Source organism: Paenibacillus glacialis (assembly GCF_001637205.1).
GTDB classification, from domain to species: Bacteria; Bacillota; Bacilli; order Paenibacillales; family Paenibacillaceae; genus Paenibacillus_AQ; species Paenibacillus_AQ glacialis.
This window is the reverse complement of the sequence record NZ_LVJH01000029.1, coordinates 149,469-175,983: the sequence shown is the minus strand read 5'-3', so window position 1 is coordinate 175,983 and position 26,515 is coordinate 149,469. Positions and strand designations below refer to the sequence as shown.

The window sequence follows — 26,515 nt, the reverse complement described above, 5'->3', positions numbered from 1 at the left end:
GTTTATAGGCCTAACAAACAATGGATAGAGAAGTAGACGAATGATCTACTTCTCTATCCATTGTTCTCATTTTAATCTAGATGTCATCTTCACGCTCAGCAAATAACTCATTCAAATATTGTTTCTTATTCTCAAGGAATCTTCTAGTGAGCTGATAATGCTCTGTCTCCTCATATTGAACCTCTCGTATTCGTGAATGATCGAAGCTAAGAATTTGTGCATCGGGGAACCCCAAAATAATGGGAGAGTGTGTTGCAATAATAAACTGTGATGTATCTTGTAGATCGTATAATACTCTAAGAAATGCGAGTTGTCTTGCGGGGGACAATGCCGCTTCTGGCTCATCCAGTAGATAAATTCCTTTTCCACTAAATCGATTAACAAATAAACTCAAAAAGGACTCTCCATGGGATTGTTCATGTAAAGATCGTCCTCCATAGTATCGCTGTCCATCGATGGAGTCGATATGTGTAGCAAAGTTATAATACGATTCTGCCCTCAGGAAGAAACCATTCGTTATTTTGGGTAACCATGACAATCGAATGTGCTCACCTAATGCAGATTCTGAAGCCTCAAGGTTATAGTTGTTGTTCCTGCCACCTCCAGCAGTATTAAACCCACATTGATAGGCCATCGCCTCAAGTAACGTAGATTTACCCGAACCATTCTCCCCAACGAAAAAAGTTACGTTACTCGTCAATTTAATAACATCCAAAGATTGAATTGTGGGAATCGAGAATGGATATTGATTCTGATCATCTTGTGTTATCTTTTCTCTTAATAATTCAACACTACGAAGGAACATCATTTCTCCTCATCGGTATTCCATATTTATTCTTGTCATTTCCAAGATTACATCCATTATACATGATACTTCGCCACAGAATTAATCACATTATGACTGAGATCACTTTATATCATTAATAATACGATCAAAGGACATCCCTTAGTCAGATTTGACTAATAGATGTCCTATTTTCCACAGTTATTTTAGCTTCTTATATATCCTGAGCATATTTATCATTTGGAATTTTACTAAGCACGACATAGAGACTTGTCGGAGTGACTCCAGTATTTTTGAAAGAAAAATGCTCGTCTCCTTCACAAGAAATAACATCATCCTTAATTAAGACAGATTCTTCTCCATCTATCGTTACAGTCCCGCTTCCATCAAGTACAAGGATAAATAATGCTGTTCCTGGATGTTGGTGTGTAGGTAGTTCTTGTCCAGGCATAAAGTTTAGTACAAAGACAACACTCTCCCCACTTTTAAACAGAATCCGTTTGGTGAATTTGTCCTGATTATAGTCTTTGACTGTTTGTAACTCTTTCTTTTCCATTATATAAACCTCCTATTTTATTAGTTCAATGTATTGATCTCATTCAAATGCTAGTTAAGGTCTTAAATTCATCTTAAAGAAGATATGAAGATTGACTTGTGATTGAAATCACGATTCATGAGAATCTTTCTCAACTAGTCAATCTTTATGTCCGACTTATTACTTCACACAAAAAAATGAAGTACGGATTAACCGTACTTCGTATCTTACTCCAATCTATGGAGATCACTAAAGTAATCTATTCTCTCTAATCTAACTCCCTCAACCTTTCCACAATCGTATGCTTGTTCACACCATGATAAACAACAAATGGAATGATAACAGACACAATAAGTAATACGGGATAGGACAACAGAAGTGGTGAAATAACAAATGAATAGCTGAAGAACCACAAATTACTGACGATACCGTTAATGATGAAATAAGAGAATAAAACTCCGAACGTTAGTGAAATGACTATGGTAGCTAGAGCATAGAATAAACTTTCAAATATCAGTAGTTTGTTCAACTGCTTATCCGTCATCCCTATACTTTGAAGCATCGCAAATTCCTGCCGTCTAGCAATAATGCTGGTGAGAATCGAATTGATAAAGTTCAGAATACCAATTAAACCAATTATAAGACTTAACACGCCACCAACCGTCAACAGCGTATTCTGCATTTTTTTGAATTCTCCCACAAATAAATCTTTAGATTCGTAATCCATAGCAGGTTCCACATTTTCCGTATAACTCTTAACAAACGCATTCATGTCGGACAAGTAGATCTCTTCCACATTGAATTGATAACTCATAACCGTCGGGTTCAGCACGATCGACGTGAACTCCTTCGCAGGAAGATAGAACCCATAATCTCCCCAAGAGCGTACATGATTATTTAGACCCATTCTTGTTTTTGCCATGACCTCATATTCATGGACCCCACTTTCGGTAGTTATCTTAACCTTCTCACCAATATCGTAGTGTGATTTATTCCAATAGATATTGCCATTATCATCATCTGATAATCCCTCAATGATATATTTACCAGACTTGAATTTAGCAATATGGAACTCTCCTTCTACAATTTCTAATTGATTAAGCGGGAAGTCTTCCAATCCAAATAACTGTAAAAGTTCCTCTTTATTGTTATCTAATATCGTTCCCTCATGGATGTTGTAATACAATCTACCCCCATCTTTAAAGCCTTCTTTAGCACTGACCTCTTTAATAAAGCTTTCGCTTATAGCATCCTCCTCAAACCGAAAACCATTAAGTGTATTGAAATAGTTGGCGTGCCCAATTAGGAAATCTGTTTTAACAAAGTTACTGACGAACTTATCCATATCCAACCCTTTAGAGATCGTAAATATTGAATTAAGTAAAATTAGACTGAGTGACATCGAAATGACTACTATAATCGTTCTTTTTCTATTTCTACCAAGGTTAGAAAGAGCCATTTTGTACAATTTACCACCATCGGTAGATTTCTTCATTATACGTTTTGTTCTCAAGGATACACCACTAAATCGTACCGCCTCTACAGGTGAGACCGATGCCGCGATCTTTCCTGGCTTCCGACAACTGATATATACTGTGATTAGAGAGAACACAATAGATCCAATGAATATCATAGGACTTGCTGAAGCGCTGGTCTTTCCACCATAACTGGATATATTAACTACCAAGGGAAGAAGCGTATTGCCTAGTACATATCCGATGATAATACCTAAGGGTATACCTATGATTGAGAGGATAAATGCCTGCCTACTAATAATTCGTTTTATCTGCTTAGGCGTCGTACCGATCGTTTTTAATAGACCATAAAAACGAATATCTTTAATGACGGATATCTGAAAAATATTGTAGATGATCAGATAACCAGTGAGAATAATTAGAATCGCTCCGATCATGAAGCTAATTATGGTTTGAGCATCCCAGCCAAAATTTGTGGACATATACGCCCAGTTGACACCGTATGCTATATAATTGGCATCACTCTCTATAAGACTATACCCGCTATCTGTAATAACTTTTTGGATATTCTGCTCAATATTCAAGCTATTTCTAAACATAATATCTGCGCGTATCGTACCGGTCAAATCAAAGTTCTTGTAATAATTCGGCTCTATGTTGGCGAGTTCTGCATCAATAAAGGATCGAGAAACAAAGACCAATCCCGCCGCAAATGTAGGATCACCCTCATAAAAACCTGTTACCACAAAATCACGTGAACGTTTCTCTCCCTTAATGCTATACTCCAACGTCACCTTTTCCTCAATCTTATGAGGAACACCCAGTAAATCCAATGTCACTGTATCAGCAATGATTTCATTTGGTTCAATCGGTATTTCACCCGTGGTTGGGGTATTGAATCCTAGCTTCATAGCAACACTATCGGCATAGGCGATTTCAGTATGACGTTTAAGAAATTCTTTATTATCTGCCATATTCACAAAAATAGTTCTTCCAATATCCTTGATAAGCGGATGATTCTTCAACTTCTGATACTGCTCTTCAGAAAGATATTTCAGACTAGCATGAGCACCACCACCTGATTGACGCATCGTTTCTGTTTGAAAGGTATTCACTAATCCATAACTAATCGTAAACAATGTGGTGAATAAAATAGTCGTAAGCGCAATGGCAATAATCGCAATCCAGTTTCTAGTTCTGTTCGCTTTAAAGCTTTTGAATACCAACCGATTGATGACTTTGTGATTAGCGACTTTTATCATCCCTTCACACCAACAACAATTTCGCCATCTTCAATGTGAATACTGCGGTCCGCCAACTGTGCAATCTCCTCATTATGTGTAATCATCACAATCGTCTGGTTAAATTGTTGGCTAGTCACCTTGATTAGACCTAAGACATCCTGACTAGTTTTGCTGTCGAGGTTACCTGTAGGCTCGTCCGCAAGTATGATCGCCGGTTTAGTAGCTAGCGCACGTGCGATGGCTACCCTCTGTTGTTGTCCACCAGACAGCTGACTTGGCAGATTAGTGAGCTTGGATTCTAGCCCAAGAACTTCAATAATTGTATCCACATAGGCTTTATCTATATTATTACCATCCAACTCAATGGGTAATGTGATATTCTCGTAAACATTTAATACGGGTACAAGGTTATAACTTTGAAATATAAATCCAATATTTCTTCGTCTAAATATGGTCAACTCATTATCTTTCAAACCAAAAATCTCTTTCCCATTGACAATAACGTGTCCTGAAGTCGGCCTGTCCAAACCGCCTAACATATGTAACAACGTTGATTTACCACTACCAGAAGTGCCCACAACCGCCACAAACTCCCCATTGTGTATGGTCAGATTAATTCCATTTAAAGCCTTTACCATATTCGGTTCCCTACCGTACAGCTTGGTTAAGTTTCTTGTCTCCAAAATAATCATTCGATCATACCTCCACAAAAAAAGTCTATACCTCTTCTGCATAGACTTTAACATCCAAATCTTTCGAGGCTCTTTCTCAAATCTAACAGTATTGAAAGATTTCAAATTACACTAAGCCGTTCGGGAGAAACACTGAAAAGACCGTCCCCTTCCCCAGCTCAGATTTCACCTTGATATATCCACCTTCTACAGAGACAATTTCTCTTGTTAGATAGAGCCCTATCCCTACACCCTCATATGGATTGACATGTACAGATCGGTAAAATCTTTTGAAGATATTGTTTATATCCTGTTCTTCTATCCCAATGCCATTGTCTTCAATATCAATGCGAGTAAACAGCTCGTAAGCGACTGCCGATATCCAAATATGTCCTCCCGCTCGGGTATATTTCACCCCATTATCCAAGATGTTATAAATCGCTTCCTCCGTCCACTTGGGATCAAAAAAAGCTTGTAGATTGTGATCACATGTTACATTTACAGTAATTTGGTTCTCTTCAGCCTTTTTGGTAACAGCATCCACTGCATTCATTAATAACACTGCAACCGATGATTGCATTGGATTGACTGTAATTAGGCCTGTTTCGAGTCGTGAAGTTCTCACTAGGGCTTGAATCAGAAAGCTCAGTTTCTCTGACTGTATTGTAATTTCTTCCACACAACTCTTTGACTGCTCTGACAACTCTCCCTGCTCCTGTAACAGCTGAGCATACATCATGATGTTTGAAATAGGTGTTTTCGTCTGATGCGAGATGTCCGATACCAAGGCTTTAATTCTGTTTCTTTCCTCTGCGATATTACTTTCAGAAGATTTAGACAACGTCAAGAAGCGACTCAACTTACTTTCTAACGCAGATATCATCGTTTCATCATAAGTAGGTTCAGAGAACGTATTGTTTATTGCGCTGTCTAATAGCTCATTCATTCTTTGAATCGTAGTTTTTTCTCTGTGACGCATATAGAGAACCGATAGGAAAGCGAATACTAAGACAACCATAGCTACGACACTCACCATTAGATTAGTTGTGTTTATCTTGTTCCACCGCCCATGTGTACCCTAGTCCATACACCATTTGAATGTATTGGGGCTTGGAAGGGTACTCCTCTAATTTGTTTCTCAGACGACTAATCGTAACCGATAGGGCATTCTCATCTACATATTCTGAGTCCTCTGTCCAGATTTTATCAACAAGATTAGCACGCGAAAGAACTATACCCTTGTTCATGATCAGTACTTTTAATAATCTTTGTTCAGTTTTACTAAGTACAATCTCATTCTTATTTTTATAAAACTTCATATTTTCAAAATCAAACACAAAGTCATCAATGACAACCTTGTCCGCCAATGATTTGACAGCTCTTCGCAAAATAGTAGATACCCTCGCTCGTAGAATCATTAGACTGAATGGTTTCGTTATGTAGTCGTCTCCACCTAACCCCAAGCCCGTTACCACATCCAACTCCATGTCATTTGCGGTTAAGAATATGATAGGAACTGCAGATGTCTTACGAATGTCTTGGCAGAGGTCACACCCGTTGCCATCAGGTAAGTTGATATCCAATATAATTAAATCTACTTGATTCGTATCTAATTGTTCCTTTGCCTGTTTCACAGTTAAAGCTTGCATAAACACAAAATTATCCTGTTTTAAAGTTAAAACAATGCCATTATTCAAAGCCATATCATCTTCTACAATTAATATATTTGGCATGACTCCACCTCCTTCGGCATATAACTTCATTATATTGCTTCTATTACACATTTTAATATGACGAAATGTCAAACCTCACCTTTTCCAGAATGGACAATCCGTCAACTACAATAACCTTGTCGTCTGTTGTATCATCAATTAGAAAAGGAACAGGAGAATGATTTCTCCTGTTCCTTTGTCTTTCGTCGTCCTGCTTCTACTTTCTTTCTGTTTCTTCTTGCGTCGTATTACTTAGTCTGGCATCATACTTTTACTTCAATAAAATCCGTTCGGATAACGTATCCCATTGCAGTTTTTTCCCAGTGAGTTTAGTAAATGCAGCTAGAGGTAAATATAGCGTTTCTTTATCAACTTCTGCCTTATAAGAAGCTGCTGTACCATTCCATTTCGTGGAGTTGGTGCTTAAATCAATTTCAATCGTATTCTTTTGAAAAGAAAGTTTAGCCTTACCATTGCTAGAAGTATAAGTACCCCCAAGTGCAGTAATCAATGACTTAGCAGGGACAAGAACTTCTTTAGCTTCACTCATTTTAAATTTAGGATACAGGTATTTCGATTGTAGATCTGTTGTTACCTTGTTCAGGTCAACACCAATGCTGGTTGCACTAGCAATTGCTATTTGTGTATTGTCAATTTGGCCTTTTACTTTATCAGCGATTGGACCATATGCCCATACGCCTACATCCACTGCGGAATGTCCGTGTCCTGACCAACCAACCAATAACCGTTTAGAGATCACTGCATTATAAGCCCCTTCACGTTTATAAGAAGATCCATCTCCATCCAAAATAACTTGAGCTTCTTCATCTGAAAGATCAGTGATCCATGTATTGCCTGACACGATTGTTTTGATGTCAGCGATCGTTGTGGCTCCAGCTAATGCCTTCGCTATGTTCTCTGAGGAATGTTTTTGCTTATTCCACAAGTCGATATTAACTTCATAAATATCATCACGTGATAAGGATAAGCCACCTGTTTCATGATCGGCAGTAACCACAATGGAAGTATTGCCATCCTTTTTAGCGAAATCGAGTACAACTTTGAAAGCAGCATCGAAATCAAGTGCTTCTTGAACCAGCGTCGGCAAATCGTTGGCATGACCTGCATGATCAATACGTCCACCTTCAATCATCATGGCGAAGCCATTTTTGTCCGCAGATAATATTTCTATCGCTTTAGACGTCATAGTAGCTAAACTCGGTGTATCCGCTGTCCGGTCTGGTACATAATCAATATGCGAACTTCCGAACAATCCAAGCACTTTTGAATTTTTAGATGATATCGCCTTCAAATCTTTCGCATTTTTTACTACTTTATATCCCTTCGCCTCAAAGTCCGGAAGGATATTCTTGTCTGTACGTTTTCCTTTTTCATCTTTAGTTACGAAGAAATTAAGTCCTCCTCCGAACAACACATCCACGCCACTCGTCAAATATTGAGATGCGATCGCAGATTCATTATCACGGCTACGTACATGTGATGCATATACAGCTGGTGTAGCATGTGTAATTCGTGCAGTCGTTACGAGTCCGGTAGCCTTCCCACTGTGTTCTGCAGCTTCAATCACGGATGCAAACGGTTTAGATACATCCTCGTTAGACACACTTATACCAGCATTATATGTTTTATGACCTGTTGCGAACGCAGTTCCTGCAGAAGCAGAATCCGTTACGATACCAGAGACGATTACTCCAGCTTCTTCTCCTCGGTCAGCATATGTAGTTGCTTGACCCACGTAATAAGGATCTAGATTCAGATGCTTTTGTCCTTTTACATATTGCTGGTAGTATCGCGTTGCTGCGACTTGTGCTGGTCCCATACCGTCCCCAATCAACACAATTAAGTTCTTAGACGTAGACTTACTAGCTGCATGAACGGTAGTTTGTTGTTGATCAATCACCAAAGAAGTTGTTCCAACTATCGAAAGAACCAATCCACTAACAACCAAACGCTTAAACATCCGATTCATTTTTTCGCCTCCTAAATATATGTTGCTAAGCCGATTTTAGTCGCTAATGATTATCACAATGTGAATTACAAGGACGATTTGTATTAACATCCATGATTACCCTTTTAAATAACATTCATATTTCTGAGCATAAAAAAAGCTTAACCATGTTGGCTAAGCATGTCCTGGGATCTATGCATTTGGATACACCCATCATCTTCAACAAAATCACTGTTCGCTAATCCACCATTGATCCGATCATACTTGCAAACTCCTAATTTCACGAAGAATCAGATCGTAGTATCCTTTGGGATGTGGAACCAAATCGCTTAAGCTCACTTCTCTATTCTCTTCATATCGTTCTCCAGTGCTTTCATTCAATGAGATCCCTTCGGCAACTACTGAATCGATATCCCCCTGAATCAGTTGCTGGAATTCATCCATACTGATGAAGTAAAGCCCCGATACTTCACTAACTTGAAACACATATTCAGATACATCCCTATGACATTCATACAAAAAAACATGACTGAATTCACGATCTATAAGTGTCTTAGTGATGGTATTATCCTCAATAAAGATACCACAGGAATGTAGCTCATCAAATGAGACGTCAAGACCAAGTTCTTCCTTCAATTCTCGCACCCCATCCTCGGCACTCTCTCCGGTTACTAGATGACCTGCACAAGAAATATCAAGCAAACTTGGGTATGTATCTTTCTTGGAATCACGCAATTGAAACAATAAGCTTGGACTCTGCCCTTTAGTATTTCTGTACACCCAACAATGAAATGTTTGATGCCATAACCCTAGAAAATGTGCCTCCTGCCGACTTGCCGTTCCTATCTTTTTCATTCTATCATTGAAGATATCCAAAGTTTCATTTAATGACATAAGTCTTCTCCCTAGGTGTACTTAATAACTATTTCACAATCGTTTGCGTATTCCACTCGCTACGTAGCAATCCATAAATCGCATGATCTATGTAACGATCGTAGATCCATTCTACCTGTCCTGCCGTTCCTTCATTGACAAATCCAAGTCTTACAGGAACCGCTCTAAATTACAGTTTACTAAAAAGCCCTTCCCTCCCTCTCAACAAGGGCAATACCGAAAAGGGCTTCTCACACCTGATTTGTACCCATTTAATCAATAAAAAAGTCTTGTTCAGGCCGGATTTTTGTTTTTAATTGCTTCAAATTATGTTCCAAATTTAGTATGATATCTTCCAATTGTTTGGGATCTATGGTGTGTGTCATCACAGGTTCTGGTTTAATACCCGCTTTTAGCTCACGCATGACAATTTGTTGCTCCTGCCACTTGTCCATTAAATCAGCTATCGTAGCATAAAAGCGTTCATAATCTTTAATAACCTCGTCCAAAAAAGTGTCGACTTCATCAGGATCATACCCTCTGAGCTTATTATTGAACACTTTTTCATGGATAGAACGGGCATCTAGATGAATTCCCAATTGAGTAAATAATTTCTTCTGTTTCTCTAATCTTCGTTGCATATGCTCATCCAATGAGAATACCTCCTATGATCTACTATCTAAGATGTGTTTGACTGTGAAATAGTAAACGTACTTGTTAAGTATATAACAAATTCACGCTTATATAAAAATGGATACACTATTTTGTAGGAATATCCAATCTCTATTGTTCAATTTGGAAAGAATTCAACAGACACCATAAGCTCTTATCCGTGTCTTCATTAGGAATCAATAATTATCGTTAGCCGCTTTATTCAATATCCCAAGACAACGATCAAGATCCGTCTTGATCTGCTTCTTATATAGTTCAGCCTTCGCCTCACCTTCATCAGTAAAGTGATACAGGACGATTTCTTGAAAATCCACTCGGGGATCATTTCCCTTCAACTGCTTCGTACGGTATAATACCCCTTCTTGCACTAATTCATGAAGAGCTCGGTAAATTTCACTCTGAGGAGGAGAATAACCGTAGTTACTAAATTGCTTCCGAAGTTCTTCGAGCATCTGATATCCATATCCTCGTTGTTGTTCGACCATCGTAATTAGATATACTTTGATAAATGCGCGCTGGGCAATCATGAATGCCATGGATAATTTCTCCTTTCATATTTCCTTCATTAACCAATATATGCTCATTATAAACAACTATTTACCAAATTGCACAATATGATTTGTTCACGGCATTTTCTTTTATTACATGAGTTGTAATGTGAAATATACCTACGTCGTTAAAGACGATACAAAGTATCTAGGTACATCTTTTTCTATTTTCTATTGTGAATTTTTCATATGATGTATTATTCACTCTATATGTTTTAAAAAAAAGGACCTATTCTAAACTTCAGTCATTCCGAAGTTTAGAATAGGTCTCCCAAAAGAAATCTGTGCATCTACGATGCTTTCGTCTCAAGCTTCTTCCTTTTCGCTGGAACCCCTCCTACCCATTTGCCAAAAGGCATCCTTGAGAGCAACATCATCAAGAGATAGGAGAACAGGACACAAATCACAAAAGACATCAACATCCTAAATATAACAGGCCAATATACAAAAAACTGAACATCAAATGTATAACTAACTCTTAACATCAAGGCATGTGCTAAATAAGCTCCGTATGAGTATTTTCCGATGGAAAGAATGATCTTATTGTATCTTGTTCCACCACGTTCATTCATCCACATCGCCAGTTGGTAAAACACACATATTGAACTTACTAGGAAGAATACCATAAGCGGCCGCAGTAAATTTACTTTATTAAAGTTAATGACCATTCCACTCGGTGTTTGAAAACTCTCGATTACGATGTATGTATAGTAACCGAATAGGACTAAGAAGCAACTAACATAGATCCACTTCCCTTTGCGAATCCATTCTCTCCATAGATCCGGGCGCAGACCCGCGCAAGCTCCCAATACAAAATAAAAGAAGAAAAAGATGAAATTCCGGTCCACATACTTCGTAAACATCGCTGCGATCCCAGGTAACTGAATGCCTGCCATTAGATCTCCTATCGTAAAAATATGATCTGTTAGCCACACAAATAGTAACCCAGTACAGATAATACACACGATATATACCCCTGGTGGAATCATTCTTCTTACTTTAAAGATGACGTAACGAAATACAGGGAATAACAGATAGAACTGAAAGATCATCACTACATACCAGAGATGATAGCTACCCTTACCCGTAAACAACATTAGAAACCATTTCCAACCTTGCTGAATTACCCCTTCGTTCCAACCATAATTTAATGAGAAATAAACCAATGACCAAAGTACGTAAGGAATGATAATGTCACTTAATCGTTTTCTCAGGAAAGAGAAGTAATTGAATTGACCCTCATAGTTGTAGAATAACACCATGCCAGTTATAAAAATAAATACAGGCACCGCAAATTTGGCAGCCATCAAGAATAGGGTCATAAGAACACCATCATGAAGTCCTATACCCTCTACAATCGAATAATGCGCAATGCTATGCTGTAGTGCCACCGCCAGAAAAGCAAACCCACGTAACAGTTCTATTTCAGTAATTCTTTGCTTGTGTGCCATTCTCTTCTCCCACTCATTACAATTTGACGCTGCTCATTTCTTTATGTAAAACATACGTTTCTTTGTCCAGATCCCCTGGATCTAATATCTCAACGAGCCGAAACCCGCATTTATTCATGTAAAAGTTATGATTTCTCTTGGAAAACCCCGGTGTTTCTGCAATCCACTTCAACGTATCTGGATATCTTCTTTCAATGGCTCCCCAGACTTGCCCTCCAATTCCTTTGTTTTGGATCGATGAATCAATAAATATATTCCCTAAATAATTATTCCCGTCATCATTAACCCATATGATATACGCTCCAATCAGTTCACCATTTAACAATATTTTGAACGCCCCACTCGATGTATTTAATGCCCATTTCCTTAGGAATTCTCCATTATTATAACCTTCTGGTCCATCCGTTTGACCCTCACCGAGATGAATTCGAGCATCCTCATCAAATGCCCTAGTCATGATCACAGTTAAAGGTTCTATATCTTCCTCAACAATCATACTGAATGACAGATTGTTCATGTTCATTTCACTTATACTCATATCATTACCTCCCTACGTAAATAACAATCTCTACTTCACCTATTGTATCCATATATTTTTAGTTCTTTGTTAAAGTTCTAGAAAATTTATTATACAAAAGGTTTATTAGACAAAGTATTTAAGCCACTGTTCACTTCTGAGTCATAACGACTTGCATTCAATGATTTATTATCATGGAATACATGATACACTTCTGTTCCAGGAGAAGCAGAGTCTACAAGCATCCATACTAAAGTAAACGTTCTTAAGAGAATTCATATGAGTTGTTGATTATTAAGGTGTGCTCCTCGCTACTGCTGAGGTCTCGTGCGACGTGTAGGTATCGCTTCTAATGGCTTATCCGGCCAATAATGTTTAGGATAACGACCTTTTAGATCTTTTTTCACCTCGAAATAAGCGCCTTGCCAGAAACTAGCCAGATCTGATGTTACCTGTACCGGACGTTGTGCTGGTGACAATAAATGAAGTGTTAGCGGTATGCGACCTCCGCCTATACGAGGCGTTTCTAGTAATCCGAACATTTCCTGTAATTTCACAGCTACCCTCGGCTGGTCAGAATCACTATAATCTATCGAAATTCGCGACCCACTAGGAACTGTCATATGGGTCGGCGCTTTGGTGTCTAACTCTCGGCGTTGATCCCACGTCAGAAGATACTGTTCGATAATACTCGTCAATTGTAACCTTTGTAGATCATTACGATTCTTCATCCCATATATAGAAGGCAGTAACCAATCTTGCATTGTAGCAAGAAGGGCTTCATCTGAAACATCAGGCCATTGCGAAGGCGTTATGAAATGCATAAATAACAACCGTTGTCGTAATTGTGTGGATACTTTATTCCATGGTAGCAGTTGTAAGCCTTCTTCTCTAATACCTTCAAGTAAAGCATATGCCACTTCTTCTTCGGGTGGCTTCGGGTAGGCTTTCTCTTGGAGCATCAATGCACCTAATGACCATCTACGCCGAGCTTTAACCCCCTGCAATTCATGATCCCAGAGGATCATGTCCTTTTCTTGAATGAGCTCCTGTTGATAACGATATAACGAAGATTCGGATAGTGATGCAGCCAGTAACAATCTACCTTCAATTCCTCGATCATCGACAGCTGCCGCTACGATATATTCCGAGCGGCTCAGTGGCTGAACCATCGACATCTCCACGCCGCGTCCACTTGCCAATAGAAATCTTCCGTCTCCTCTTCCCTGACCAATTCGATCTGGATAAGCAAATGATAATAAGATACCGCACCAATCTGTCTGTGCACTAGACTGCAGTTTCAAATCCAAATTGGTCCCTATTTGACGTGTCTCCTGAATAATACGATGCATGGCTGCCACATCTAGTGACGGATCATCCACGTTTGGCATGCCTTGATTCTCCCACAGAATCAATTGCTCCATTCTAGTCGAGATATCACTATTATTGAAGGCTCTATTCCCTTTGAATATATCCCGCTCCTGCAGTAGTGCTGCAAGTCGACATGCTAACTTGCCACATTGAAGTGGAATAGCCTTTAAAATCATATGAGCCATACGGGGGTGCATCCCAACATGAGCCATTTGACGACCATGTGAAGTAATCCGGCCCCTCTGATCCACTGCACCAAGCCTCTTTAATAGATCAACTGCTTGACCAAAAGCCAGCTCGGATGGCGTATCGATCCATCGTAATTCCTTCGGATCTTGAATTCCCCATACAGCAATTTCGAGTGCAAGTGATGAGAGATCACTGCTCATGATCTCAGGTGTATTAGCAATCTGGAGGGAATCTTGTTCCAGTGGACTCCACAATCGGTAACACGTACCTGATTCAGTTCGTCCCGCTCTTCCTCTTCGTTGATCAGCAGATGCCTTCGATACCTTAACTGTCGTTAAATGAGACATCCCACTTCGCGAGGATACAACTTGCGTTCTCATAAGGCCACTATCTACAACGATACGTACACCCTCCATCGTTAAGCTGGTCTCAGCGATCGAAGTGGCAAGAACGATTTTACGACGTCCATCCGCTTCCATTCGAATAGCATCACTCTGTTCAGACAACGTCAACTGTCCATATAATGTCCTGATCACCATTTCATCCGGTAAGGTCATCATTTCTAATTCCCGCTTAACCTTACGAATCTCAGCCACACCCGGAAGAAAAGCCAGAAGATTCCCTTCATGACTGGTCAATGCCTCACGAATTACCGAAGACATCGCTTTCTCCATCGAAACATGGGCTGGATTAGGCACATAAACCGTATCCACGTGGAACTGGCGTCCAACGCAGTGGATGATAGGAGCATCATGAAGCAGGGAAGCCACCGAGGCTGCGTCCATCGTGGCCGACATGACTAGAATCCTCAGGTCCTCCCTCAACACACCTTGGGATTCTAAGGCTAGTGCCAAACCAAGATCTCCATGAATATTTCGTTCATGGAACTCGTCAAATATGAGGATACCTATATCTGAAAGTGCTTGATCGTTCTGTAGCATACGTGTCAGAATCCCTTCTGTCACGACCTCAATTCGTGTCGTCTTCCCTACCTTACTATCCATTCTTACGCGATAACCTACCGTTTCACCCACTCGTTCTCCTAGTTGAGAAGCCATAAAGTGAGCAGCAGAACGTGCGGCTAATCTTCGAGGTTCAAGCATCATAATCTTCTTGCCTTCAAGCCAAGGCTCATCAAGTAATGCCAATGGTACACGTGTCGTTTTACCTGCACCTGGTTCTGCTATAAGAACAGCTGAATTATTTCGACTCAAATTGTCTTTCAGCTGTGGTAATACATCGTTTATAGGTAATTCATGCATTGTATCTTCTCCATATGAATCCCTTACTGGATTCCTTATTAAGGTTCTTGCCTATTATATAGCCAAGCCACTTCCAATATCTATAGACCCAATTGAGTAGGAGCGAACGGCTTGTCCCCTCTTACTTGATTAATAACATAAAAAGGGTACCATCCCTTCCAGGATGATACCCTTTTCTAACAGTCAAAGATTAGCACAATAGCGATTCAGCACCGTCAATAATTATTTCTGCCCCGGTAATATGACTCGCTTCTTTGGATGCTAGAAAACTCACTAGATCAGCGACTTGCCGGGAATCTCCTGGACCATCTGCTAAAGGCTGACTTCCTTCAGGAAATTGCACAGGAATAATGATATCCTTTAGCTCCTCTGTTTTTTCCGTGCTTTGGTCGATGTTCGTTGAGATCGAACCTGGACAAATAACATTCACGCGAATCTTATACCGAGCAAGCTCTAATGCAGCCATCTTGGTAAAAGCAACCTGACCCGCTTTCGAAGTACTATATGCAGACATACCAAAACTAGAAAACGTTCGGTTCCCATTAATTGAACTGGTAATTATAACGCTACCCCCATTTTTTTTGAGGTGAGGAATCGTATATTTCAACGTTAAAAAGGTTCCGTTCAGATTGACACGTAGCGTCTGCTGCCAATCTTCGAAATCCATCTCCTCAATTGGAGACAGAACCCCATTAATTCCTGCATTAGCAAACACGATATCAACACCACCGAATAGCTCAACCGTCTCAAGTACAGCCTTCTCTACACGCTCTGCATTCGACGTATCCACATCAAATGCCCTTGCTGCACCCTCACGTATACGATTTATTTCCTGTTCCGTATCTGTTGTCCTATCGTTGAGAAGATCGAATAAGGCCACATTAGCACCCTGCTGAGCCAATTTAATCGCAGATGCTTTTCCAATACCGGAGCCCGCACCTGTTATAATGGCTGTCTGTCCTACAAAACGTTTCGTATTTATATGTTCTTCGCTCATATGGACCTCTCCTTTTAGTGTACTTGTAACTCAGATTACCCCAAAAGGATGGTTCCTTAATCACGACTATAAGAAAAAATATAAAAATCCAAATACCAACAACAAAAATGTGCACCTTCTCGAAAGAAAAGATGCACGACCTCTATGAACAATACTATAAATTCAATATATTATGGTTCCATCCATTTAAGTAGCAGATTCTATCACCATTCAAGTTCCAAGAAAGCCGCATCTTCTATTAAACCATCCGTATGCGGTGCATCCAAAAGAATCTGAATCTGCTCGTCAGGTAGTCGTTCATGGATAGGATCTAAATCATGAAGTCCATCTGTATACACCTGCAGTCTCATCGGTATGCCATACTCCAGACGGCTTTGATATACATGTGGCGATCCACCCAGTGGTCCTTCAGAAATCGACCACCACTCTTCCTTACGCATAGTGCCCTTGAAGTACTGACTTACTTCGAGCCCGTTCCGCCAGAACCTTAGACGAGAAACTCCCTGCCAAGCCATCCATATTCTTCCGATGGGTTTTTCAAGCGTAGGTAGTTCTATCCGTCCACATATGTACATTGTATCTAAGGGAGTCGGGTTCTGTAACTCCTTCATAGCTATGACCGGAATATACTCCATATAGGATAGAAACTCCTTGGACGACCAATCTATAGTCGAATCTAGCCAGTCCATCAACGTATTACCTAAATATCTTGTAGTCGAGTTTCCTTGGTTGCTTGTGCCTATGCCATCACATACAACAAAGTTACAAATATCATCTTTAATATGTACACCAAGAAAATCCTGCCCAGATCTACCTTGCAGAGCCGTCTTCATTGCTCTTCCATAACCATACCGACATGTAAGGTGTCCATGATACGTTGAAACTTTTTGCTCTTCATTCTGAGAACTTATGTAATGAAACATTTTCACCACTTCAGGGTTTATAATCATCATTACCTCCTATAGGTGAGGATTGCTTTACAACAATTAATTTAGGGTCTACTAAAGTCCAAACCTGTGGATTCAACGTAGCAGTAATACGTTGATTTTCACCTCACATCAGATTGTGAAGACTGCTTCAACCACATTAGTAACATATTTTGAAATTTTTCCTTGCAAGTTGGACTTGCGACAAGCCAATCCTGATCGCTCTTTATACTTCTGCGGACTAGCCAGTTTACCGAACCATTCATTAAGAACGCTGCTTGCTGTGTTTCCCATGTGAGTCCCGTCCATTTCGAGAGATAAAATTCACCTTCACCAGAAAGGAATTTCAAAGATTTAGCCAATGAGATCGAACCTTCTAAATCGTCAGTTACTTCAGCAAACTTATTGCTTAATGCATCAACATCAAGAACGTGGGATTTCTCGTATAGTTCATTAAAATGTTGTTGGGAGAAGAATAATGCGGGCAAGTCAGAATGAGAACCATCTTGCATATCTATTTCACCCATTATCCTACAACAAGCCTCTTCAATAGTTCCTAAATCGTCCAACATATAACATGCAGTAAGGTCATTTGTTTTACATACTCGTACTACCCGTTCATTCGAAACATGTAGGTAACTTTCGTGTATTTCGTCACAAATGCTATATTTGATCCAACAAGCACGTTCAGCTAAACATGCAATAGCAACCCTAGAGAATACCAAGGGTGTTATAGAAAGCTGAATCTCATTCTTATCCCTAATTAAATAACCTTTTTCAAGTAATAAAGTTTTGGTTTTATGCCATTCGTCAGTTATTTCTTCTGCCAAGCGCCCTTCAAAGGGATCTTCGACACCAAGTAAATGGTCTGAACCCAAAATCCCTGCAAGAAAAAAAAACTCCTTATTATCTAGTATAATTGAGTCTTGCAAAGAAGCATTAGTCGAGAACATTATGTTCCTCCTTCCGAAAAACCACAACATGCCATATGACGCAAATTTTCTAACACCCATACGAGTGTTTCATTGCTCTACATACGAAATTGTGGCTTTATCCCTATTAAAATATCCAATACGTAGTAATCTTGACCCTTTGAAAGATGGACTAACTCTATTAAACTATTAATTGATTCCAATAAAGGTTTCAAAAAAAAACTTATATTTAGTGGTGTGATCTAGGTCAAATGTATCATGACGATTATTGATATATATAACATAATGGAATAGTTATCAAATTATTAAAACTTCCACGATATAGCGTATTCGAGTGATACATCCTCTTATTTTCAAGTTACACCATCATTATAACGTCGTAATTTTTCTTCATTTAAATGTAACATCCATCTAAAAACCAGTCAATTTGCGTTATCTTATCATAGTAACTCTTACTTATTAAGATAATCTGGGATATTCATTACAAATAAAGTGGATACAATGGTAATATGAGCCCACATATCTTTATCTATATAGATTGAACTAAAGACGAACTCTCCTATTCATGAATTTCTTTAGAAATGCTTGAACTTGTGAGCGCAAACTTTAGTTCAATATATATAATTTCATTGTTTTAGGTTCGTTCACGACTTAGACTAACTCTAGTATTTTTTTAATTCTTTAGCTATTTATAATCTAGTTTTAAGGTGATTTTAAGAAAAAATGAATAGAATAGATTTATGAAAGGAATAGGGTGATTTCAATGACCATGTTAATCAACTTTCAAAACAAATTAGTACCGGTGTATTTTAGCACAGAGAACAAACAGCCTGTCCAAAAAACATTAAGACTACTTAGTCATACACTTGAACTTAAAATTCAAAATGGCAAAAGAGCATTAAAAAAATGCTTGGACTCTCTTATAAGCATCGAAATCGTAGGTTCAGAAGCTATTCTACACAGCAAGAGCGAGGATGATTCATTAGCTTTATCTCTTTATTAACATTTGAACACAACAATAACCACAATAGAAAAGACACTGTCCTTAGTGGAGGATGTGTCTTTTCTATTGTGGTTATTTCCATTTCAACATCATTATTAATTCAGTGTATTGCATTAATCAGTACCGTATATTATAATTTGCTCATTCACTAATGTTTAATAATCAGTACTACATACAAAATACTACTAGATCATCAGAAAGAATTGAGGTGCCTACCATGGATGTAAGTGTACAGTTTAAAAAGGGAGTATTGGAACTTTGCGTACTCGTCCTAATCCAGCGTAAAGATCAATATGGATACGAGCTTGCACAGTCCATATCTAAGCACATTGAAGTTGCTGAAGGGGCTCTTTACCCTCTGCTCCGCAGATTAGTGAACGACAACTATTGCACGACTTATTTACAAGAGTCTACTGAGGGACCCCCTCGCAAATATTACCAAATCACACCCCTTGGCAATTCTTATTTGACCCGTCTCATCCTTGAATGGGAAGGCTTTGTTAAGGATGTTTCCAATCTGATTGAGGAAGGAACTGAGCATGAATAAACAACAATTTCTATTTATAATGCAGAACCATCTTACATCCATTACGGAAGTGGAGAGAAACGAATTACTCAATGACTACGAATCCCATTTCACCTATGGTATGCAGAATGGGAAGACCGAAGAGCAAATTGCACATGAGCTTGGAGATCCATTTGAATTAGTTAGAGAAATATTAGGCGATCGATTTACGATACAAGATCCACATACAAGCACACAAACAACCGTATCTTTAACACGCAATATTTTTATTTACATAGGTCACTTCTTTATTAATATTGTTATCGTCCCGTTATTGATTGGCCTATGGTCGGGTTGGGTAGGTTTATGTGCAGGATCAATAGGGCTCCTACTCAGCCCCCTTCTTCTCGTTCCAGAATACTTCATTAATGATACATTTTCCGTCGCTAAGGGATTTGCTGCTGTGACAGCGATGGGGTTTGGTCTTTGGATGACTATAGCTGTCATGTTTACTTTCAAAGGATTAGCAACGATAAGCAGGTCTTACCTTAATTGGAATATCAACATCACTAAAGGGGGCAGTATCAAATGAACAACAAAGTCTTCAGACTTGGGATCTTCGGTTTTATTCTGATCGTTATAGGAATCATAGGTATGTCTTCTAATCAATTTAACTTTGGTGATAAGCTTACGGAATATAATAAGAAATGGACAATAGATAACGACACCTTAAGTCATCTCATTGTAACTAGCGAATACACAACGGATGTTGAGTTTGTTCAAAGTACGGACGGTACCCAGAGCATTGAACTAAACGGCCTATTTGAAGATGCACTGATTTCCAAGCTAAATCAAATAACTCCTAAGAATGGACAATTCGAAATCACCATGGAGGATGACGTTGTTCAATTCTTTAGCATTTCATTCAAATCTCAAAAAGCGACTCTGATCGTCTCATTACCTGATTTAAATCAACTTCAAGAAGTTGGCCTTCATTTCACTTCAAGCGATGGGTCAGTAACTAATCTGAGTGCCAACAATATTGAAATCACATCGAGATCTGGTAATTTAAATCTCGAATCCATCTTCGCGAAACAACTAAGAATCGAAGCTAACTCAGGAAATATTACGGGTACTGATATTCAAAGTAATCTCCAAGCCTCTGTTCAATCAGGAAATATGAATATTAGCAATTATGCTGGTGAAGGTACGTTCAAGGCAAATTCAGGTAATATTGAATTAATACAAAAAGGAGCATCTTCCTTAGATATTTCCGCTAAGTCCGGTAATGTTACACTAACTGCCGATCCTAATTTCAAGGGCTTCTTCGATGTAAATGCCAATTACGGTAATATTCATTCACCTGAATCGTTAAGATTAACCAAGGATTTGATTAAAGTTCGCACGAACTCAGGGGATATCAACATCACACAAAACAACTAAACTGAGCCAAATCCATTTTAAAATTTTTGACAAATAACCAAATAGTATAGTACTATACTATTCATAGTTGATAATAAATATATAGTGCAGAGGAGATTTAATCATCATGACACAAGTTTTATTTGTAAAAGCTAATAACCGCCCCCTAGAACAAGCAGTAAGTGTTCAACTTTACCAAACTTTCTTGGACAGCTACAAACAATCTCATCCTAACGATGAAATCATAGAACTCGATCTATTTGCAGAGAATCTCCCTTACTACGACAACACGATCATTATGGGATTATATAAAGCAGCACAAGGTATGGAGGCTACTTCAGAAGAAAAAGAAGCTGCTGATAATGTATCTAAATACTTGAATCAGTTCCTAGCAGCTGACAAAGTCGTATTTGCTTTCCCATTGTGGAACATGACTGTTCCTGCAGTGCTTCACACGTACATCGATTATTTGAACCAGGCAGGTAAAACTTTCAAATATACAGCAACTGGTCCTGTAGGACTTGTGACTGACAAGAAGGTTGCTATTCTTAACGCACGTGGTGGCGTTTATTCTGAAGGTCCTATGGCTACGGCTGAAATGGCTGTTAACTTCGTATCGTACAACATGAATTTATTCGGTGTACAAGATGTGACTACGGTTATCGTTGAAGGACATAACCAATCTCCTGACCAAGCAGCAAGTATTGTTGAAGCAGGAATGAAACAAGCTTCTGAAGCAGCTCTAAACTTCTAATATTATTTAATGATTAACATATGACAAGACCCTTGGTTGTTTACGGTGTTTAACCGTAACATCCAAGGGTCTTGTTTGTATTTCAATAAGCTTTTACATTCACTCGTCCGCAAGCCGTAACCACTCTGAACTTTTTCGACGGGTTCCGTTTGTATTAGAGTTTCTGCTATTCAGTTTACTTTGAGCCTTAGCTTCTTTTTGTGTCTGATATTTAAGTTCACGAAGTGTTTTTCGATAATTTAGTAGTCGCTTCTCTTCGATTTCACCATCTGCAACAGCTTTCAGAACAGCACAACCCGCTTCTTTTTCATGCATACAATCCGTGAATCTACATGTTGTACTCATCTCTTCAATATCTGCAAATGTAAGAGATACCCCTCCTTCGTCCTCCCATAACTTAAGCTCCCTCATACCAGGTGTATCAATCATGACTGCACCTTGTGGGAGAAGAAATAGCTCTCTGTGTGTTGTTGTGTGTCTACCTCGATTGTCGCCTTCTCTCACATCTTGTGTGCGCTGCAACACCTCACCAGACAACCAATTAATGATCGTGGATTTACCACATCCAGACGACCCCGTTAATGCTACCGTAGACCCCGTAGTAATATATTTAGAAAGCTCTTCAAATCCTTGATTATTATGCGCACTTATAACATGTACGGGAACACCTATAGATGCCTCTTGTATAAGACGTAATCGTTCATTCACATCCGAGCATAGATCGGCCTTACTTAACAGAATTACCGGGTTCACCCCACTACTCCACGCCATGATCAGATATCTTTCTATCCTTCTAACGTTAAAATCATTATTTAAAGCACATACGAGAAATAACGTATCCACATTCGCTGCTATAATCTGTTCATGAGTCACAGTTCCGGCGCTTTGACGTGAAATACACGTCTTTCTGTCAAGAATCCCTTGGATGATTACTCTCTCTTCCCCTTCAAGCCGTTGGACAGCGACCCAATCACCAATGGCCGGAAAATAACTACGATTCTGTAGTTCATGCTGCAGCTTCCCAGTCATTTCTGCCCAAATGTCAGAGCTAAATGCAGTGGCTACACGGTATTTATGTCCAAAATCACCAATGACACGCGCTGGAATAGCATCCTTTCTATCTAACATTGTCCATTGTTGTTCCCAATGATCATTCCAACCTAATTTTTTCAAATCCATTTATTTCATTCCTCCAATTATATTAACTTCGTTATGCTGACCGACTGCATTAACACTCACGAAAATACAAAAAAACCACCGAAACGTTCCTCCGGCGGCAATTTGAATGAAAGTGTTTACCCATCGTGATGAGATAACCCTTCTACAACCTTCAACTTACACAAAAAAACCGCGGAAACCATCAACGGTCCCCACGGTTAGATTATTACGCTGAGATATGATTACACATTTACATGTAATCATTATCTTCAACTTTTAATATCACCCGTTGTAAAAGAGACCGTCCAATAAGCCATATTTTGTTTGTTGATGTGTTCATTATATGTATAGGCCATTGTCATCATCTCCCTTCCCTGTTATATGTTGCAATAATAAACGCTCACGATTACTTTTGTCAAGAATTTAATTCCATGTTTATATGATTCCTAGTAATTCATTCAATTGATCGATCGTTTTCCATGGCTTAATACCCAGTGAATCATCCCATCCATGGTAACGACGTAGCCATATTCCACGGATACCCACTTGATTTGCTCCCCAAATATCGTTCCTTGGGTGATCTCCAACAAAGACTGTATTCTCGGCTTCAACTTCTAGTTTGTCTAATGCCATTTGGTATATCCGTCGATCCGGTTTTTTCATGCCTGCATCTTCAGATACAATCACAGTATGAAATTGTTCACCTAGTTGAAGCAGACCCATTTTTCCATACTGAATATGATGTTTACCGTTCGTCATAATCGCCATTAGATACCCTTGACGCTGACAATAGGCTAGAACCTCATCCACATAATCCATTTTACATGCGTGAGTCATATAATGTGTGTTGTAATACGATTCAATCTCACATGCTGTAAGCCGGTTCTGCCACGGAAGACATTCTACCATCTCTTCAAAAAATTCCTGTTTATTCCGGTAACCATCCGCATCTCTAACTTTCAAATCGGCTACGATTTCAGCTTGTGTCAACGGATCTAAATGTCCTAAATGATCATTCACAAACTGTTCTGAGTATTTACGAAATGTCGTATCTCGGTCCATTAGTGTATTATCTAAATCAAAAATAATTGCTTTGATATGCAAATGTAATCTCTCCAATCCCAAAAGGCCATCTTTATTCTAGTCATTAAGCATAATTCCTTTTAAAGCATACCATATTATACCTCATCACTTCAGTTAGCTATATCCGGCTCTACATTTCTGGCAATCAACTGATATTTAAGGTAGTATTATTATGTTTGAGTTACAGATCATACGATCCTAAGGAGGTTCATCATGCAAGATGTCATCATCATTGGAGCAGGTCCCTGTGGACTTTCAGCGGCAATAGAATGTAACCGTCGTGGACTATCTACACACATTATTGAGAAACACCATATTGTTCGCTCCATTTATCTATATCCTACATATATGCAGTTCTTCAGTACAGCAGAGCTATTAGAGATTGGGGATATTCCTTTTTCCTCACCAAATGACAAACCTTTTCGCCACGAGGCCCTTTCCTATTATCGCAAAGTAGCCGCCCATTACGAACTAAACATTACATCTTATGAAGAAGCCGTCTCTATTGAGCGACATGAGAACGGGTTATTTACTGTTCATACGAAAGACCGACGTGGGCAAGAACTCCATCATGAGGCTAGACACGTCGTGATTGCAACGGGGTATTTCGATCATCCTAACTACATCGGTATTCCGGGTGAAGACTTACCCAAAGTGACTCACTATTTCCGTGAAGCACATCCTTATACGGGCACGAAAGTAACCATCATTGGTGGAAGTAACTCTGCTATTGATGCAGCTATGGAGCTAGTCCGCGTGGGAGCTGAAGTTACCATCGTCTACCGAGGTAAGACCGTATCGAATAATATCAAACCTTGGGTTCGTCCTGTATTTGAAAATATGGTTACCAAAGGGAGTGTCACCCTTCATTTGGATTCCAGAGTGACGGAGATAAGAGAAGATGCTATCATCGTTACGACGAATGAGGGGCATGAATCCACCGTAGATAATGATTTCGTTCTTGCACTTACTGGATTTCATCCTGATCGTGCATTACTCGCTTCTTCAGGTGTACAATTAGGTGGCGATATGGAGAAACCTGTCTTTCACCCTGATACCATGGAAAGCTCCGTACCACGACTTTATGTGGCAGGTGTTATCGCTTCAGGTAGTAATGCCAATGAAGTGTTTATCGAGACAGGTCGCATACATGGACGTTTGATAGCTGAACATATACACAGTGCTCAGCAATTAGAATGAAGGAGTTGACCCGCTCATGGATATCACATCACTTATTCTTTTAGGAATGGCTGGCTTAGGTATCATTAGTAACAATACGCCAGTGAGCGTCGCTATGATCATACTCCTTCTCCTGCGGGTTACACGCTTTACGTCCGCTTTTCCTTGGTTAGAGAAATATGGTTTAACTATTGGAATTATTATCCTTACCATTGGTGTTATGTCTCCACTCGCAAGTGGTAGTATGAGTCTGTCCACGATTACGAAATCTTTCCTACATTGGCAATCCTTACTCGCTATCGCCATAGGTATGCTAGTTGCTTATCTTGGAGGTCGTGGAGCAACACTTATGGGTAGTAACCCTACCATCGTTGCAGGGCTGCTCGTAGGAACTGTGCTAGGGGTTGCACTATTTCGTGGGGTTCCCGTCGGCCCGCTTATTGCAGCCGGGATTTTATCTTTACTGATCGGTAAGTCATAATTACGAATTCACCATATTCATATGAAACATAATGACAGGGGCTAGCCTAAAAGGTCAACGAAATGACCTGCTAGGTTAGCCCCTGTGGTTTTTTTTGGATCTGCACTAAACCCTAGTCTCGGCTGTTATACTTACGGATTCAAAATATAAAAAACGTAGTTCGTCCTCTTGATTTTCTACACATAATTCTTTAAACCATTCTTCTTCTTTATCACCATCTTTAAATACACTCGATCGCCATAACGATAAACCTATTTCAGGAAAAAAATAAGTGTAACCTAATTCAGGATGATCACGATCATATTCAGCAATTCTATCAATGGTTTCAACAAGTTCCTCTGCTTTGATATTAAAGACGTTAATCCCACTAAACACACAATTAAATTCTGTTGTAATCATTCCTGAAGGTATTTCTATAAAGATAATCTTACCCAAAGTGTCATACTCAACTCTAAACACGTAATTAAAATAATCAGGATCATGAGCTTTCTTTTGATATTTGACAGTATATGCTTCAATGCATTCTTCAAACTCATATTTACTCATACCCAACTTAATATCCCCAATCCCTATCCCCGGTTCGATCACTAAAGTATCCATAGTAAACTCCTAAATAAGCAAATTTAGTTTTCCACTATATTCCAAATAGAGAAGACTATCTGCCTTTAATATAATCTCGATTCTAAGATAGCAAATCTTAACTCATCCATTCAAACATGAAGTGCTGAACATGAATGTATCCGTCTATGACATAAAAAAACAGTAGGGCAATGAGATCCTCTTGCCCTACTGTTTTTAAATC

At 39.1% G+C, this 26,515-nt stretch carries 26 protein-coding genes; 7 read left to right on the top strand and 19 right to left on the bottom strand.

What is annotated here, in order from left to right; translation table 11 throughout:
- Positions 1 to 76: 76 nt before the first annotated feature.
- The 16 genes from PGLA_RS16825 to PGLA_RS16750 all read right to left on the bottom strand — a co-directional run bounded on the left by PGLA_RS16825 (position 77) and on the right by PGLA_RS16750 (position 18,149).
- A complete protein-coding gene (locus PGLA_RS16825; protein ID WP_068534919.1) occupies positions 77 to 805 on the bottom strand; it encodes an AAA family ATPase in 729 nt (242 codons plus the stop codon).
- 193 nt (positions 806 to 998) lie between these two features.
- A complete protein-coding gene (locus tag PGLA_RS16820) occupies positions 999 to 1,340 on the bottom strand; it encodes a cupin domain-containing protein (protein WP_068534916.1) in 342 nt (113 codons plus the stop codon).
- A 247-nt stretch (positions 1,341 to 1,587) separates the two neighbouring features.
- Positions 1,588 to 4,056, bottom strand: a complete 2,469-nt coding sequence (locus PGLA_RS16815; protein ID WP_068534913.1) for an ABC transporter permease — start codon at positions 4,054 to 4,056, stop codon at positions 1,588 to 1,590.
- Complete coding sequence (locus tag PGLA_RS16810) at positions 4,053 to 4,730, bottom strand: ABC transporter ATP-binding protein (protein ID WP_068534910.1); 678 nt, start codon at positions 4,728 to 4,730, stop codon at positions 4,053 to 4,055. Before PGLA_RS16810 ends, PGLA_RS16815 begins: the two co-directional genes overlap by 4 nt.
- Before the next feature lie 106 nt (positions 4,731 to 4,836).
- Positions 4,837 to 5,745, bottom strand: coding sequence for a sensor histidine kinase (locus tag PGLA_RS16805; protein WP_145939584.1), 909 nt, complete (start codon positions 5,743 to 5,745; stop codon positions 4,837 to 4,839).
- 4 nt (positions 5,746 to 5,749) lie between these two features.
- Positions 5,750 to 6,442, bottom strand: a complete 693-nt coding sequence (locus PGLA_RS16800; RefSeq protein ID WP_068534904.1) for a response regulator transcription factor — start codon at positions 6,440 to 6,442, stop codon at positions 5,750 to 5,752.
- A 250-nt stretch (positions 6,443 to 6,692) separates the two neighbouring features.
- Positions 6,693 to 8,411, bottom strand: coding sequence for an alkaline phosphatase (locus tag PGLA_RS16795; RefSeq protein ID WP_068534901.1), 1,719 nt, complete (start codon positions 8,409 to 8,411; stop codon positions 6,693 to 6,695).
- A gap of 237 nt (positions 8,412 to 8,648) precedes the next feature.
- Positions 8,649 to 9,284, bottom strand: a complete 636-nt coding sequence (locus PGLA_RS16790) for an NUDIX hydrolase (protein WP_068534898.1) — start codon at positions 9,282 to 9,284, stop codon at positions 8,649 to 8,651.
- Positions 9,285 to 9,535: 251 nt separating this feature from the next.
- Complete coding sequence (locus PGLA_RS16785; protein ID WP_068534895.1) at positions 9,536 to 9,916, bottom strand: DivIVA domain-containing protein; 381 nt, start codon at positions 9,914 to 9,916, stop codon at positions 9,536 to 9,538.
- 195 nt (positions 9,917 to 10,111) lie between these two features.
- A complete protein-coding gene (locus PGLA_RS16780) occupies positions 10,112 to 10,471 on the bottom strand; it encodes a replication termination protein (protein WP_068534892.1) in 360 nt (119 codons plus the stop codon).
- A 302-nt stretch (positions 10,472 to 10,773) separates the two neighbouring features.
- Entirely contained in the window at positions 10,774 to 11,934 is a 1,161-nt protein-coding gene (locus PGLA_RS16775; protein ID WP_068534889.1) for an acyltransferase, read from the bottom strand.
- 16 nt (positions 11,935 to 11,950) lie between these two features.
- On the bottom strand, positions 11,951 to 12,472 hold the full coding sequence (locus tag PGLA_RS16770) for a GNAT family N-acetyltransferase (RefSeq protein WP_245700013.1): 522 nt from the start codon (positions 12,470 to 12,472) through the stop codon (positions 11,951 to 11,953).
- 290 nt (positions 12,473 to 12,762) lie between these two features.
- Positions 12,763 to 15,273 (bottom strand): ATP-dependent helicase HrpB, encoded by a 2,511-nt coding sequence (gene hrpB, locus PGLA_RS16765; RefSeq protein ID WP_068534886.1) that lies wholly within the window; start codon positions 15,271 to 15,273, stop codon positions 12,763 to 12,765.
- Between the two features lie 190 nt (positions 15,274 to 15,463).
- Positions 15,464 to 16,270, bottom strand: a complete 807-nt coding sequence (locus PGLA_RS16760) for an SDR family oxidoreductase (RefSeq protein WP_068534883.1) — start codon at positions 16,268 to 16,270, stop codon at positions 15,464 to 15,466.
- A 203-nt stretch (positions 16,271 to 16,473) separates the two neighbouring features.
- Positions 16,474 to 17,223, bottom strand: a complete 750-nt coding sequence (locus tag PGLA_RS16755) for a hypothetical protein (protein ID WP_068534880.1) — start codon at positions 17,221 to 17,223, stop codon at positions 16,474 to 16,476.
- Between the two features lie 95 nt (positions 17,224 to 17,318).
- Positions 17,319 to 18,149 (bottom strand): hypothetical protein, encoded by an 831-nt coding sequence (locus tag PGLA_RS16750; protein WP_068534877.1) that lies wholly within the window; start codon positions 18,147 to 18,149, stop codon positions 17,319 to 17,321.
- A 742-nt stretch (positions 18,150 to 18,891) separates the two neighbouring features.
- On the opposite strand from PGLA_RS16750, the gene PGLA_RS29110 reads away from it, so the two are divergent.
- The 5 genes from PGLA_RS29110 to PGLA_RS16725 all read left to right on the top strand — a co-directional run bounded on the left by PGLA_RS29110 (position 18,892) and on the right by PGLA_RS16725 (position 21,812).
- Positions 18,892 to 19,131 (top strand): hypothetical protein, encoded by a 240-nt coding sequence (locus tag PGLA_RS29110; RefSeq protein ID WP_068534875.1) that lies wholly within the window; start codon positions 18,892 to 18,894, stop codon positions 19,129 to 19,131.
- Positions 19,132 to 19,348: 217 nt separating this feature from the next.
- Complete coding sequence (locus PGLA_RS16740) at positions 19,349 to 19,678, top strand: PadR family transcriptional regulator (RefSeq protein WP_068534872.1); 330 nt, start codon at positions 19,349 to 19,351, stop codon at positions 19,676 to 19,678.
- Positions 19,671 to 20,228 carry a DUF1700 domain-containing protein gene (locus tag PGLA_RS16735; RefSeq protein ID WP_068534869.1) on the top strand — a complete coding sequence of 186 codons (558 nt, stop codon included), beginning with the start codon at positions 19,671 to 19,673 and terminating at the stop codon, positions 20,226 to 20,228. The genes PGLA_RS16740 and PGLA_RS16735 overlap by 8 nt, the downstream gene beginning before the upstream one ends.
- Positions 20,225 to 21,079 (top strand): DUF4097 family beta strand repeat-containing protein, encoded by an 855-nt coding sequence (locus PGLA_RS16730; RefSeq protein WP_068534867.1) that lies wholly within the window; start codon positions 20,225 to 20,227, stop codon positions 21,077 to 21,079. The genes PGLA_RS16735 and PGLA_RS16730 overlap by 4 nt, the downstream gene beginning before the upstream one ends.
- A 106-nt stretch (positions 21,080 to 21,185) precedes the next feature.
- Positions 21,186 to 21,812 carry an FMN-dependent NADH-azoreductase gene (locus PGLA_RS16725; protein ID WP_068534864.1) on the top strand — a complete coding sequence of 209 codons (627 nt, stop codon included), beginning with the start codon at positions 21,186 to 21,188 and terminating at the stop codon, positions 21,810 to 21,812.
- 99 nt (positions 21,813 to 21,911) lie between these two features.
- Here the strand turns inward: PGLA_RS16725 and rsgA are convergent, their stop codons facing one another.
- Positions 21,912 to 22,991: a ribosome small subunit-dependent GTPase A gene (gene rsgA, locus PGLA_RS16720; RefSeq protein ID WP_068534861.1), complete on the bottom strand. Its 1,080-nt coding sequence runs from the start codon at positions 22,989 to 22,991 to the stop codon at positions 21,912 to 21,914.
- 414 nt (positions 22,992 to 23,405) lie between these two features.
- Entirely contained in the window at positions 23,406 to 24,074 is a 669-nt protein-coding gene (locus tag PGLA_RS16715; protein WP_068534857.1) for an HAD family hydrolase, read from the bottom strand.
- Positions 24,075 to 24,266: 192 nt separating this feature from the next.
- On the opposite strand from PGLA_RS16715, the gene PGLA_RS16710 reads away from it, so the two are divergent.
- On the top strand, positions 24,267 to 25,253 hold the full coding sequence (locus PGLA_RS16710) for a YpdA family putative bacillithiol disulfide reductase (protein WP_068534855.1): 987 nt from the start codon (positions 24,267 to 24,269) through the stop codon (positions 25,251 to 25,253).
- A 16-nt stretch (positions 25,254 to 25,269) separates the two neighbouring features.
- On the top strand, positions 25,270 to 25,713 hold the full coding sequence (locus tag PGLA_RS16705) for a DUF441 domain-containing protein (RefSeq protein WP_068534852.1): 444 nt from the start codon (positions 25,270 to 25,272) through the stop codon (positions 25,711 to 25,713).
- Between the two features lie 105 nt (positions 25,714 to 25,818).
- On the opposite strand, the gene PGLA_RS16700 is transcribed toward PGLA_RS16705, so the two are convergent.
- A complete protein-coding gene (locus PGLA_RS16700; protein ID WP_068534851.1) occupies positions 25,819 to 26,313 on the bottom strand; it encodes a hypothetical protein in 495 nt (164 codons plus the stop codon).
- Between the last annotated feature and the right edge of the window lie 202 nt (positions 26,314 to 26,515).